Below are 11,582 nucleotides of genomic sequence, written 5' to 3' on the forward strand. Positions count from 1 at the left end.
GTGTGCGCGTGCAGCGGTCAAATAGCACGAGAAATTCCAGCTCGGTGGTGGGCGCATGGGAGGTCAGGATCACGGTCAGCCTCGCCCAGCCCCGCGGCCTCACTTGCAGACCCCCTGCACCAGGTGGTGCGGGGGCAGGCACAGCACCGGCGGCGCCGGGGGCGCGGGCAGCTTCGGCGGCGACGGCAGCGGCGGCAGCTGCGGAGGCGAAGGCAGCGGCGGCAGCGAAGGCGGGGGCGGTAGCTGCGGCGGAGGCCCCGGCACCCACACGGCCGGCGGCGGGGGGACGTTCACGACCACGACCGGGCCGTGTGGCGCGGCGGGCGGCGGTGTGCCGGGGTCGGCCGCGGGCGCCGGGTTGTCCGGCGGGGGCGCGACCACCGCGGCGGGCGCCTGGACCTGCGGCGCGGGGTCGGGCAGCGCGACCACCGGAGCGGCGTCCTGCGGGGCGGCGTCGGCCGGGGGTGCGACCGGAGGAGCGACCGCGGCGGCCGGAACCGGTGCCAATGGCGCGAATGTGGAGGCGGCCGGGGCGCCGGCGGCGCCCGGGGTCACGGCGACGGACTGTGGTTGGGGCGAGCCGCCGAAGAGGGCGATGCCGAGCGCGACGCCCGCACCGATCGTGCCGACCAGGCCCGCGGCCACCCACATCTTGTCGATGGGCGGCTTGGCGGCGGGCGTGATCGGGCCGGGCGGGAAGTGGTGGCCGTGCGGGAGCCCCGCGCGGGGATCGGTCGGGTCACCGAGCGGGCTCGACGCCCATGCGTATGCCGAGGTGGGCTCGTCGCCGCGGGGCGCCAGGGCGGTCCGGTCCATGTCGTGCAAGGTGCTCATGAGGTGCTTCTTTCGGTGCGGGGCGTGGCCCGGGTTGGGCCGCTTTCACAGGTAGGAGCGCGGACCCGGTGCGAGTCGGACAACTTTTTCGAAAACTTTTTGCGTCGGCCGCCGCGGCGACCGGCAACCGTAGGTTCGCGCACACCGCTTGCCGGGTCTTCGCGAAGTTCTTGCGACTTCCTTGCGATTCGCCCCCTCGATCGACGAATTTTCACGAATCCGAATGTGATCAACGTCGCCGGTGAACACGCTGCCAGCGGCGCATCGGGACCTTCACCGAGCAGTAGCTTGACCAATCAGGAGGTTCGGGAGCGTGTTGTCCCGTGCAGCTTTCGTCGCCGCGGCCATCGTGCTGGCCGCCATCGGCTCCGCCACACCGGCTCACTCGTCACCCGGCGGCGGTTGTCATACCGCCGCATCCGGTGATTGCGTGCCGTATCCGCAACACGGCGGCCCGCAGCCGCCCGACGCCACCGCCCAATGTGCGGACGGAAGCTGGTCGTTCAGCGAGCATCCGCACTCGAGTGGGACGTGCCATGGGCATGGCGGGGTGCAGCGGTACTTGTAGCGGCGATGCGTGCTAACCGGCGGCGGTCAGCCAGATCAGCGCCAGGTTGAGCAGGCTGACCGTCACGGCGACCGCCCAGCCGATCACCGTCGTGACGCGATGGTTGGCGTCGCTGCCCATCAATTCGCGGTTGCTGGTCAGCCTGACCAGCGGAAGCACCGCGAACGGGATGCCGAACGAGAGCACGACCTGCGACAACACCAGCGCACGGGTCGGGTCGAAACCGAGCGCCAGGATCGCCACCGCCGGGCACAGCGTCAGCAGCCGGCGCACGAGCATGGGAATCGACCGGTGCAGCAATCCCTGCATGATCATGGCGCCGGCGTAGGCGCCCACCGACGACGACGCCAGGCCGGACGCCAGCAACCCGACCGCGAACAACACCGCGATCAGCGGCCCCAGGGTGGCGTGAACCGCGGTGTAGGCGCCCTCGATCGACGCGGTCTCCTGGCGGCCTTGCAAGTTGATCGCCGCGACCAGCAGCATCGCCGCATTCACGGTGCCGGCGACGGCCATCGCCAGCACCACGTCCACGCGGGTGACGCGCAGCAGCCAGCGGCGGTCACGGCCGGGTTCGGGATGCCCGTGCCGGTCCAGGACGAGGCCGGAGTGCAGGTAGACCGCGTGCGGCATCACGGTGGCACCGAGGATGGCCGCGGCGAGCAGCACGCTTTCGGTGCCCCGGAAACGCGGCACCAATCCACTCAGCACGGCGTCGGGTGGCGGCGTGGCGACGAAGAAACTGGCCGCGAACCCGATGGCGATGACGAGCAGCAAGCCGGTGATCACCCGCTCGAAGAGCAGCTGTCCGCGACGGTCTCTGATCATCAGCAGCAGCAACGACACCGCCCCGGTGATGATCCCGCCGAGCGGCAGCGGCAGGCCGAACAGGATGTGCAGGGCGATGGCCCCGCCGATCACTTCGGCCACATCGGTTGCCATGGCGGTGATTTCGGCCTGCGCCCAGAAGGTCAGCCGCAGCGGGCGGCTCATCCCCTTGCCGATGGCCGCGGGCAGCGACCGTCCCAGCACCAGCCCGAGCTTCGCCGACAGGTACTGCACCAGGCCCGCGACCACGTTGGCGACGACGATGACCCACAGCAGCAGGTAACCGAACTGTGTTCCGGCGCTGACATTGGCGGCGACGTTGCCGGGGTCGACGTACGCGATCGCGGCGACGAACGCCGGCCCGAGCAGGTACCAGCTCGACCTCAGCGAGGCTTGGGTGCCCTGCGCCAACCTGCCGACCCTCGATCCCTGTTCCCGAATAAAAAAGTTAGGTTAGTCGAACCGGATGTCCGCCGAGGTCAGCGGGGCGTCCGCGGCGTCGTCGTCGAGGCTCCGCCGACCGCGTTGCTGTGGGACAAAAGGTTAAGGGCGTTGGGTGTGAAACACCCGGAGGGGCGGGTGGGAAATCAACTCGGGAGGTACAGCCCCCGGCCGGTGACCAACGGCAGGTCGAGGGTCGTCACGATGCCCGGCGGCGCGGCGACCACCGCGGGAATCGCGTTGACCACCCGCATCGCGGTGGCGACCAGCCCGGCGTGATTGTGGTCGCCCAGGCGGCTGCTCAGGCAGATATCCATGGCGTACGACGGTTCGCCGGTGATCTCGATGCGGTAGGAACCGCCCGGCTGGGCGGGCTGCGGCCAGTCGGGGCACAGATCCTCGCGCAACCGGGTGACGTGTTCCAGGACGACGACGGGGTCGCCGTCGACCATGCCGAACACCTCGAACCGCAGGGCCGCGGCGGTGCCCTTGGGGATATGACCCGACGCGATGTCGAAGTCCTCGGGCGCCGGCTCGCGGATGTACTCCTCGGCGACGTTGTCGAGCTCGATGCCCAGGCCGGCGGCCAGTTGCCGGATCACCGATCCCCACGCCAGGCTGAGCACGCCGGTCTGCAGCAGCATAGGGATTTCGTCGAGCGGCTTACCGAACCCCATCACGTCGAACATGACCACGGCACTGTCGTAGGTCGCGTAGTCGACGATCTCCATGCATCGGATCTGCTGGATGTTCTGACAGGTGCCGGCCAGCGCGAGCGGCAGCAGGTCGTTGGCGAAACCCGGGTCGATGCCGTTGACGTACAGGCTGGAATTGCCTTCGCGCGCGGCATCTTCCAACGGCGCGATCAGCTCTTCGGGGACCACGTTCCACGGGTACTGGAGAAAGACCGGGCCGCTGCCGACGATGTTGATACCGGCCGCCAGGACGCGCCGATAGTCCTCCAGCGCCTCGGGCAGGCGGTTGTCGGCCATCGCGTTGTAGACCGCGCACCGGGGGCCGGTGGCCAGCACCGCGTCCAGGTCGGTGCTGGCCAGCACACCCGTCGGATCCGGGAGCCCGGCCAGCTCCGCCGCGTCCTTGCCGGCCTTGGCGTCCGAGGACACCCACACGCCGGTGAGCTCGAACTCCGGGTTGGTGATCAGCGCCTTGAGCGCGTGGACGCCGACGTTGCCGGTGCCCAACTGGACGACGGGTATGGCCATGGCGGGCTCCCTTTCGGTCAGACCGCGAGCAGACGCAAAAGCTCCCGACACGCCGCGCGTGGGAGGGCTTTTGCGTCTGCTCGCGCGTCGCGGTTCACAGGTCCGGGACGGGGATGTCGAGGTTGGGGTAGGTGAGGCCGCCGTCGACCTCGAGAGTCTTGCCGGTCAGGAAGCTACCGGCGGGGGACGCCAAATAGACTGCGGCGGCGGCGATGTCGATGGGATCGCCGAGGCGGCGCATAGGCGTCACCTTCTCCATCGGCGCGCGCAGCTCCTCGTTCGAGGCCACCACGTCCAGCGCCGACGTCAGGATCGACCCCGGCGCGATGGCGTTGACCCGGATGCGTGGGCACAGGTCCAAGGCGGCGAGCCGGGTGTAGTGGGACAGCGCGGCTTTGGCGGTGCCGTAGGCGGCGAACCCACGCCCGGCCAGCCGGCCCATGGTGGACGTGATGTTGATGATGCTGCCGCCGCCGGAGTGCTCCAGCATCAACGGCACCGCCGCGATGGTGAGCGCGTGGGCGGTTGCCACGTTGAAGGTGAACGCCTCCTTGAGGTCCTTGGTCGAGGTGGTCAGCAGGGTGTTGGGCATGGTCCCGCCGACGTTGTTGACGACGATGTCTAGTTTCCCGAACGCCTCGACGGCCTGACCGGCCAACTCCGCGGTGGCGTCCGGGTGGGCCAGGTCGGCGGCGACGGCGTGGGCGCGGCGGCCGGTGGCACGGACCTGTTCGGCGACGGCGTCCAGTTGAGATTGCGTGCGGGACGCGATGAGAACATCGGCGCCTGCCTCGGCGAAAGCCAGCGCGATGGCCGCACCGAGGCCGCGTCCGCCGCCGGTGATGACGGCGACTTTGTCGTCCAGCCGGAACCTGTCAAGGATCATTGCGGCCTCTCTGTTCGTGTCGTCGGCGACACGGTAGCAAACCCCGCCGACTCCATGACGGCATTTCTGAAACAGGTTCTAGTTTGTCACACGGGCGCCGTGATGCAATGGCCTCGACGGGGCCAGTTGCACCCCTGTTCACCCGGTCACGAATGCCGGACAGAATTCTCCGAACGTTAACCTTGTTACTGTTAGCTACAGGGCTGCGAGTGATGGCTGGTTGTCGCGCCGCAGCCTCCCGGCGGCGGCGGTGTTTCATCCCTACTGTTAAGGAAGCGAATTGAAACTCAACCGATTTGGCGCCGCGATGGGTGTGCTGGCTAGCGCCGCGCTGGTGGTGTCCGGGTGTGGCAATGACAACAACAAATCAAGCGGTGGAGGTGCCTCCACGAGCGCGTCGGGGGGCGCCTCGGCGGGCCAGGTGAGTTGCGGCGGGAAGAAGACGTTGAAGGCCAGCGGCTCCACGGCCCAGGCCAACGCGATGACCCGCTTCGTCAACGCGTTCGAACAGGCCTGCCCGGGCCAGACCCTGAACTACACGGCGAATGGTTCCGGTGCCGGAATCAGCGAATTCAACGGCAACCAAACCGATTTCGGCGGGTCGGACTCGCCGTTGGCGCCCAACGAGTACACCGCGGCCCAGCAGCGCTGCGGCTCGCCGGCGTGGAACCTGCCGGTGGTGTTCGGCCCGATCGCGATCACCTACAACGTCAAGGGCGTGAGCTCGCTGAATCTGGACGGCCCCACCGCGGCGAAGATCTTCAACGGCGCCATCACCACCTGGAACGACCCGGCGATCGCGGGCCTGAACCCGGGAACCACCCTGCCGGCCGAGCCGATCCACGTGGTCTTCCGTAACGACCAGTCCGGCACCACCGACAACTTCCAGCACTACCTCGACGCGGCCTCCAACGGGGCGTGGGGCAAGGGCGCCGGGAAGACGTTCAACGGCGGCGTCGGCGAGGGCGCCAAGGGCAACGACGGCACCTCGGCCGCCATCAAGGCCACCGAGGGCTCGATCACCTACAACGAATGGTCGTTCGCCAAGGCCCAGAACCTGAACATGGCCAAGATCGTCACCTCGGCCGGCCCCGACGCGGTCGCCATCAGCGCCGACTCGGTCGGCAAGACGATCTCCGGCGCCACCGTCAAGGGGCAGGGCAACGACCTGGTGCTCGACACCAACTCTTTCTACAAGCCGACGCAGGCGGGCTCCTACCCGATCGTGCTGGCGACCTACGAGATCGTCTGCTCGAAGTATCCCGACTCCCAGGTCGGCACCGCCGTGAAGGCGTTCCTGCAGAGCACCATCGGCGCCGGCCAAAACGGCCTGGCCGACAACGGCTACATCCCGATTCCGGACTCGTTCAAGTCGAAGCTGTCGACCGCGGTCAACGCGATCGCGTGATTCGGGACGTCATGACCCGCGGAACGATCGCCAGTCCGTCGACGGGGGCTCCCCCCGTGCTGAAGGCGAGCGATCCGCACAAGGTGCAGCGGGGCGACCAACTGTTCAAGTTGGTCGCCGCCGCGGCCGGTTTGACGATCGTGATCGCGATCGCGCTGATCGCGATCTTCCTGTTGATTCGCGCCGTGCCGTCGTTGCGTGCCAACCACGCGAATTTCTTCACCAGCGCCGAATTCAATACCACCAAGGCGGACCACCTGGCGTTCGGTATCCGCGACCTGTTCATGGTCACGGTGCTGAGTTCGATAAGCGCATTGGTGATCGCGGTGCCGGTCGCGGTCGGGATCGCGGTGTTCCTCACGCAATACGCGCCGAGAAGGCTCGCGCGGCCGTTCGGCGCGATGGTTGACCTGCTGGCCGCCGTGCCCTCGATCATTTTCGGGTTGTGGGGAATCTTCGTGCTGGCGCCCAAACTCGAACCCATCGCGGAATTCCTGAACCGCAACTTCGGCTGGATTTTCCTGTTCAAGCAGGGCAACGTTTCCCTGGCCGGCGGTGGCACGATTTTCACGGCCGGCATCGTGCTGTCGGTGATGATCCTCCCGATCATCACCTCGGTATCGCGGGAAGTGTTCCGGCAGACCCCACCCATGCAGATGGAAGCGGCGCAGGCCCTGGGCGCCACGAAGTGGGAGGTCATCCGGATGACCGTGCTGCCGTTCGGCCGCAGCGGTGTCATCGCGGCGTCGATGCTCGGGTTGGGCCGCGCGCTGGGCGAAACGGTGGCGGTGTTGATCATCCTGCGATCGGCCGCCCGCGCGGGCAGCTGGTCACTGTTCGACGGCGGGTACACGTTCGCCTCCAAGATCGCTTCCGCCGCAGCCGAGTTCAGCGAGCCGTTGCCCACCGGGGCCTACATCGCGGCTGGTTTTGCGCTGTTCGTCCTGACGTTCATCGTCAACGCGACCGCTCGCGCGATCGCGGGCGGGAAGGTGAACGGATGAGCCGCGCCGGCGACGATGCAGTGGGGGCACTCCCCAGCTCCGCGGGGACCCCACCCGCTTGCGGGGGACGCAGCGATGAGGTGGGGGCACTCCCCAGCACCGCGGGGGCCCCACCCGCTTGCGGGGGAGAGTGGCGCGCATGAGCATCGAAGCGCTTGACCTGCCGGTCAAACCGGACGTGTTCAGCCCCCTGAGCCTGAGGCGGCGGATCACCAACAACGCCGCGACGACGTTTTTCGTCGCCTCGTTCGTCGCGGCCCTGGTGCCGCTGGTCTGGGTGCTCGGGGTGGTGATCGCGCGGGGCTGGTACGCCGTCACCCGCTCGGGTTGGTGGACGCACTCGCTGCGCGGCGTGCTGCCGGAGGAGTTTGCCGGCGGCGTGTACCACGCGCTGTACGGGACGCTGGTGCAGGCCGGGGTCGCGGGCCTGCTGTCGGTGCCGCTCGGGCTGATGACCGCGGTGTTCCTCGTCGAGTACGGCTCGGGCCGGCTGGTTCGGCTGACGACCTTCATGGTCGACGTGCTCGCCGGCGTGCCCTCGATCGTGGCGGCGCTGTTCATCTTCAGCCTGTGGATCGCCACGCTGGGTTTCCAGCAGAGCGCCTTCGCCGTGTCGTTGGCCTTGGTGTTGCTGATGTTGCCGGTGGTGGTGCGGTCCACCGAGGAGATGCTCAGGCTGGTGCCCGACGACCTGCGCGAGGCCAGCTACGCGCTCGGCGTCACCAAATGGAAGACGATCGTGCGGATCGTCATCCCGATCGCGATGCCCGGCATCGTCTCCGGAGTCTTGTTGTCGGTCGCGCGCGTCATCGGCGAAACGGCCCCGGTCCTGGTGCTGGTGGGCTACAGCCGCTCGATCAACCTCGACATGTTCCACGGCAACATGGCCTCGCTGCCGCTGCTGATCTACACCGAGCTCACCAACCCGGAGCACGCGGGTTTCCTGCGGATCTGGGGCGCGGCGCTGACCCTGATCATCATCGTCGCGGTGATCAACCTGGTGGCCGCGGCCTTCCGCTTCGTGTCGACCCGGCGGCGCTGAGAGCCGACTCAGGACCTCGAGGCGGCCTTCTTGGCCGGCGCCTTCTTCGCGGCGCTCTTCTTCGCGGGCGGCTTCTTCGCCGGTGCCTTTTTCGCGGCGGTCTTCTTGGCGGGCGCCTTGCCGTCGCCGGAGCGCGCCTTCACGCTGGCCTCCAGCTTGGCCAGTAGGTCGGAGACGTCTTCGGTCTCGTCCAGTTCTTTGGGCTGCTCTTCGGTGGTAAACGCTTCGCCGCCTTCGAGTTTCGCCTCGATCAGCTCCTGCAGCTGCTCCTGATAGGTGTCGTGGTAGCGGTCGGGGTTGAAGTCCTCGGCCATCGACTCCACCACCTGCCCGGCCATCTTGAGCTCGGCGGGCTTGATGTCGACCTCCTTGTCCAGCACGGGAAAGTCGGGGTCGCGGATCTCGTCGGGCCACAACAAGGTGTGCACCACCATGACGTCGCGCTTGCCAAAGTCCTTGACGCGCAACGCCGCCAGTCGCGTCTTGTTGCGCAGCGTGAAGTGGACGATCGCCATCCGATCGCTATCGGCGAGCGTCTTGGCCAGCAGCACATAGGATTTGGACGATTTGGAATCGGGCTCGAGGAAGTAGCTGCGGTCGAACAGCATCGGGTCGACCTCGCTGGCCGGAACGAACTCGAGCACCTCGATCTCGCGGCTGCGTTCTTCGGGCAGGGTCGCGATGTCGTCATCCGTGATGATCACCGACTGCCCGTCGTCGGACTCGTAGGCCCGGGCGATATCGCGGTATTCGACGACCTCGCCGTCTTTCTCGCAGATGCGTTGGTAGCGGATGCGGCCGTTGTCCTTGGCGTGCACCTGGTGAAACTTGATGTCGTGGTCCTCGGTGGCGCTGTACACCTTGACCGGGACGTTCACCAGCCCGAACGCGATCGAACCCTTCCAGATGGAGCGCATGCACTCAGTATGCCCATACCGTCCCCAGCAAAACAGCGCAGCGGTCCGCGCGGCGCGAGATTCCGGCACAGCTAACTTGGTGCCTAGGTGAAGTGGGCTTGCAGGGCGGCCCGGTCGGGCAGGTCGGCGCCGGCGCGGCCGACGGTCAGCGCCGACACCAGGCCGGCGGCTTCCAGCGCCGCCGTCAGCGCATCGAGCCCGATCGCCCTCAGGGCGGCGCGCCGGCCCGCCCCCAGCGATCCCCAGAGCCCGTCGAGCAGGCCGACCATGAACGCGTCGCCGGCGCCGACGGTGTCCACCACCGGAACCGGCCTGGCGGCCACCCGCACCCGGCCGGCCGAGCAGAACGCCACGGCACCCCGGTCGCCCATCGTCACGACGACTAGCGCGGGCCCCGACGCCAGCCAGGACCGGGCCGTCCACTCGGGTTCGTGGTCGGGATCGATCCAGCTCAGGTCCTCGTCGCTGGCCTTGACGATGTCGCTGCGCTCGACGAGGCGGGCGATGCGGTCCAGCGCCGCCTCGCGATCGTCGATGAGCGACGGGCGCACGTTGGGGTCGAAACTGACGGTGGCCGAAGGCCGGTACGTGTCCAGCAGCGCCGCGGCCGCCAGGCATCCCGGCTCGCGCACGGCCGCGATCGATCCGGTGTGCATGAGCAACGGGGGCGCGACCTCGGGAGTGCCGGAAAGCCGCCAATCCAGGTCGAAGGCGTAGGACACGGAGCCGTCCGCGCCGATCTTCGCGACCGCGGTCGGCGTCCGCTCGGCCGATATGCTTCCCGCGACCAGTTGTGCCCCAGAGGCTTTGACGTAGTCGGCGATGCGGCGGCCGCGTTCGTCGTCGCCGATGTGGGTCAAGAAGTCGACACCGCGGCCCAGCCTGGCGAGCCCCACGGCGACGTTGAGGGGGCTTCCGCCGATGTGCTCGACATGGTCGATGACGTCGATCAACGCCTCGCCGATCACCAGCGCGCGGGTCACGGGTCAGTCCCGTCCGTGCAGCAGCGTGTCGAGGGTCGCCCTGGCCCCGCAGGTGTGCAACGAGTCCAGCGCCCAGCGATAGGCCTCGACGAAGCGGGGCTGCCGCGCGAGATCGCCGAACAGCTCCGCAGTCTCGATGAAGGCGGTCGGATGCGCCCGGTGCGCCCGCGCGAGCGGCACGAGCGCATCGGCCAGGTTGTCGACGACCTCGATGGTTTCGCCGCGCTCGTCGACCGCCTCGGCGTAGCGTGCCCAGCTCGCGACGGTCGCCGACGCCAGCCGGACGGGCCCCCCGGTGCGGAGGTTGTCGCGGATCACGGGAAGCAGCCATTTCGGGATGCGGTCCGAGGAGTAGGCGCACAAGCGCGCCACGGTGTCGCGCACCCCGGGGTTGGCGAAGCGCTCGATGAGTCCGCGGGTGTAGGCCCGCAGGTCGATGCCGGGGACGGCGCGCAACGTCGGTACGGCCTCGGAATCGAAATAGGCCAACAGGAATTCGGCCAGCAGCGGGTCGCGCGCCGCGTCGTGCACCATGCGGTACCCGCACAACGCGGCGAAGTAGCACAGGCACTGGTGTCCGGCGTTGAGCAGCCGCAGCTTCATCGCCTCGTACGGGGTCACGTCGTCCACCATCAGCACGCCCGCCGCTTCCAGCGGTGGCCTGCCGTCGGCGAAGTCGTCCTCGAGCACCCAGGAGGCGAACGCCTCGGCCACCACCGGCCACTCGTCGGCAACCCCGAGGTCGCGTTCCACCGCGGCCACCATGTCGGCGGTGGTGACCGGCGTGATCCGGTCCACCATCGAGCACGGGAACCGGGCGTGCCCCGCGACCCAGTCGGCCAGGCCGGGACCCAGCAGCTCGGCGTGCGCGATGACGGCTCGGCGCGCGATGTCGCCGTTGTGCTCGATGTTGTCGCACGAGACGATCGTCGGCGCGGCAATGCCGCGGTCCCGGCGCCTCGCGAGGGCCTCGGCGATCAGCCCGAAAACCGACGACGGGTCCATGACCTGGTAGCCGCCCTCGGTGATGGTCATCGAGACGATGCGCGTCGCCGGCGCCGCCAGCAGCTCGATCGTCGCCGCGACATCGTCGGGTGCGTAGCGGTAGTCCACGATCGAGCCGATCACCCGCGCGTCCCGGCTGCCGTCCGGATGTTCCAGGATGAGCGTGTACAGGCCGTCCTGGGCGCGCAGCACGTCGCGCATCCGACGGTCGGCGGGCATCACCCCGATGCCGCAGATGCCCCAATCCCGCGCCAGCCCGCGCTCGAGCAGGCTGTCGAGGTAGGCGGCCTGGTGGGCGCGGTGGAACCCACCGACCCCGAAGTGCGCGATGCCGACCCCGACGCCGTCACGGTCATAGCTCGGTGTCGCGATCGGCAGCCGCCCAACGGTGGCGCTGCTCAGCCGGACCACGACGACACCGTACTTCCTGGTACCGGCGCGCG

Annotated in this window: 11 protein-coding genes; 4 read left to right on the forward strand and 7 right to left on the reverse strand. The window is 68.6% G+C overall.

The genetic code is table 11. The features are described 5' to 3' along the window. Positions 1–99 precede the first annotated feature (99 nt). Positions 100–834, reverse strand: a complete 735-nt coding sequence (locus A5705_RS19565; protein WP_067877845.1) for a hypothetical protein — start codon at positions 832–834, stop codon at positions 100–102. Positions 835–1,183: 349 nt separating this feature from the next. Between A5705_RS19565 and A5705_RS29045 the strand changes: the two genes are divergently transcribed. Beyond that, entirely contained in the window at positions 1,184–1,402 is a 219-nt protein-coding gene (locus tag A5705_RS29045; RefSeq protein WP_304528560.1) for a DUF3761 domain-containing protein, read from the forward strand. A 12-nt stretch (positions 1,403–1,414) separates the two neighbouring features. Here A5705_RS29045 and A5705_RS19570 read toward each other — a convergent pair whose 3' ends face one another. From A5705_RS19570 to A5705_RS19580, 3 genes are all read right to left on the reverse strand, one after another. Next, positions 1,415–2,671: an Nramp family divalent metal transporter gene (locus tag A5705_RS19570; RefSeq protein ID WP_231964293.1), complete on the reverse strand. Its 1,257-nt coding sequence runs from the start codon at positions 2,669–2,671 to the stop codon at positions 1,415–1,417. Positions 2,672–2,817: 146 nt separating this feature from the next. After that, complete coding sequence (locus A5705_RS19575) at positions 2,818–3,894, reverse strand: diacylglycerol kinase (protein WP_068279394.1); 1,077 nt, start codon at positions 3,892–3,894, stop codon at positions 2,818–2,820. 94 nt (positions 3,895–3,988) lie between these two features. Then, complete coding sequence (locus A5705_RS19580; RefSeq protein ID WP_067877836.1) at positions 3,989–4,780, reverse strand: SDR family oxidoreductase; 792 nt, start codon at positions 4,778–4,780, stop codon at positions 3,989–3,991. 280 nt (positions 4,781–5,060) lie between these two features. On the opposite strand from A5705_RS19580, the gene pstS reads away from it, so the two are divergent. From pstS to pstA, 3 genes are all read left to right on the forward strand, one after another. Then, positions 5,061–6,188, forward strand: a complete 1,128-nt coding sequence (gene pstS / locus A5705_RS19585) for a phosphate ABC transporter substrate-binding protein PstS (RefSeq protein ID WP_067877833.1) — start codon at positions 5,061–5,063, stop codon at positions 6,186–6,188. Positions 6,189–6,199: 11 nt separating this feature from the next. Beyond that, positions 6,200–7,192, forward strand: coding sequence for a phosphate ABC transporter permease subunit PstC (gene pstC, locus A5705_RS19590; RefSeq protein ID WP_082956581.1), 993 nt, complete (start codon positions 6,200–6,202; stop codon positions 7,190–7,192). 139 nt (positions 7,193–7,331) lie between these two features. Beyond that, entirely contained in the window at positions 7,332–8,234 is a 903-nt protein-coding gene (pstA, locus tag A5705_RS19595) for a phosphate ABC transporter permease PstA (protein WP_067877830.1), read from the forward strand. Between the two features lie 8 nt (positions 8,235–8,242). Here pstA and A5705_RS19600 read toward each other — a convergent pair whose 3' ends face one another. From A5705_RS19600 to A5705_RS19610, 3 genes are all read right to left on the reverse strand, one after another. After that, positions 8,243–9,151 carry a Ku protein gene (locus A5705_RS19600; RefSeq protein ID WP_067877827.1) on the reverse strand — a complete coding sequence of 303 codons (909 nt, stop codon included), beginning with the start codon at positions 9,149–9,151 and terminating at the stop codon, positions 8,243–8,245. An 83-nt stretch (positions 9,152–9,234) separates the two neighbouring features. Continuing rightward, entirely contained in the window at positions 9,235–10,134 is a 900-nt protein-coding gene (locus A5705_RS19605; RefSeq protein WP_068279397.1) for a carbohydrate kinase, read from the reverse strand. A gap of 3 nt (positions 10,135–10,137) precedes the next feature. After that, positions 10,138–11,550 (reverse strand): mannitol dehydrogenase family protein, encoded by a 1,413-nt coding sequence (locus A5705_RS19610; protein WP_068279400.1) that lies wholly within the window; start codon positions 11,548–11,550, stop codon positions 10,138–10,140. Positions 11,551–11,582: the final 32 nt, after the last annotated feature.

The organism is Mycobacterium sp. E787 (assembly GCF_001668725.1).
GTDB lineage: Bacteria > Actinomycetota > Actinomycetes > Mycobacteriales > Mycobacteriaceae > Mycobacterium.

Bases quoted from the DNA above. Each gene is read 5' to 3' on its own strand.
- pstA (WP_067877830.1), top strand. From the start codon at position 7,332: ATGAGCATCGAAGCGCTTGACCTGCCGGTCAAACCGGACGTGTTCAGC.
- A5705_RS19600 (WP_067877827.1), bottom strand. From the start codon at position 9,151: ATGCGCTCCATCTGGAAGGGTTCGATCGCGTTCGGGCTGGTGAACGTC.
- pstC (WP_082956581.1), top strand. From the start codon at position 6,200: ATGACCCGCGGAACGATCGCCAGTCCGTCGACGGGGGCTCCCCCCGTG.
- A5705_RS19580 (WP_067877836.1), bottom strand. From the start codon at position 4,780: ATGATCCTTGACAGGTTCCGGCTGGACGACAAAGTCGCCGTCATCACC.
- A5705_RS19575 (WP_068279394.1), bottom strand. From the start codon at position 3,894: ATGGCCATACCCGTCGTCCAGTTGGGCACCGGCAACGTCGGCGTCCAC.
- A5705_RS19565 (WP_067877845.1), bottom strand. From the start codon at position 834: ATGAGCACCTTGCACGACATGGACCGGACCGCCCTGGCGCCCCGCGGC.